This window comes from Nitrosospira sp. Nsp2 (assembly GCF_003050965.1).
Classification (GTDB): Bacteria; Pseudomonadota; Gammaproteobacteria; order Burkholderiales; family Nitrosomonadaceae; genus Nitrosospira.
Map to the genome: position 1 here is coordinate 1 of NZ_QAOU01000021.1, position 1311 is coordinate 1311.

The 1311-nt window shown below is 54.0% G+C and carries 1 protein-coding gene and 1 pseudogene; both read left to right on the top strand.

The window, feature by feature from the left end:
• Positions 1-849: pseudogene (locus C8R31_RS15740) on the top strand (hypothetical protein); the annotation flags it as partial.
• Positions 850-913: 64 nt separating this feature from the next.
• A partial coding sequence (locus tag C8R31_RS15745) for a hypothetical protein (protein WP_146164616.1) occupies positions 914-1311 on the top strand: 398 nt, incomplete at its 3' end.

Below are 1311 nucleotides of genomic sequence, written 5' to 3' on the forward strand. Positions count from 1 at the left end.
GAGAAAAGCGATAACAACCGGGTGCTGGTAAGCGGCAATCATTCCGGGCTGAAAGACCGTAAATGCACCGATGAAATCGCCAAGCATCCGGAGATGTTCGATGTTCAGTCCGACGACCTGGCGTTTGATCAGGGCGGCGCCAGTCCGCTATTCCTTCAAGCCGCCGCCAACCTGGACGTGGAGTATCTCGCCTCCGACTCGTCCCAGCGTGGCCAGAACGTGGAGCAGTATATCTCGCAATACGACGACGGCAGCACACAGGACCGGGTGATGCTGCCGCGCTGGCCAACCAATATTTTCTATAACGTAATCAATCCTACCCAGCTGGTGGACGAGTACAACTATATCTTCAACGGGAGATATGTCAATGCGGGGCAGGACCCTTGCCAGATACCCGGCGCGATCTGCGCTCCCCGCGATTATCCCCAGATTCTCGTGGCGGAAGCCGATGCGGCATTGCGGCACATGCTGACCTTCAATAAGTGGCCTCATTATTTCCATCAGACGAACCTGGCGAAATATGATGCCAGCGGTAATACATTGCAATTCGATTGGCTGAATGCGGTCTTCGCGGAATACGAGCGGGTGTTCAAGCTGCCGGTAAAAAATTATCCCTATTACCTGATTGGCGACCAGACGGAAGAGCGTCTCCACTACAAATCCGCGATTGTCCAGGCGACATGGGATCGCACGACCAACAAGGTGACTTTGACAGCAAACAAAGCTGTACCCAATCTCATCGTTACCGGGCTTAATGGTGGTGATTTATATGGCGGTCAATTCATCCGTAAAGTCAACGTAAACGGCACGGCTCAGGCAATCGTGGTCAACCGGGCGCTGACTCAATGAGCGTGCGCTACTCGTCTACGTACTTCTTGATCTTTTTGCCGCACATTATTTAGAGGATTTCAAAATGATGAATTATTTCCACTCGAGCAGGACCGTCCTTGTCTCGGCGGTTGTTGCCTTTTCCTTTGCCATTGGCGCCGGTGCCCCGGGATTGGCACAAGCGGCCACAGACAAGGTCGAGGACCAGGTTAAGCGTGTCGATAAGGAGCACAGGAAAAAGATACGGGAGGCAAACGACCTTAAGTTAAAGTCGCGCGAACCGTCGTTCCCTGAACAAGCGGATGCGCGGGCAAAGAATTTCCGCGAGACGGCGGAGATTGTTGCGCGGCAAGGCGGCGACCCGAAGCCGCTTCTCGATGCCGCTGATTATTTCGAGAAGCAGTCTGAACTCATATCCAAGAGCCAGGCGGAAAAACCCTTGCCTGAGCCAACGACCAGTCACGCTCCTGACGGGTCGCACAG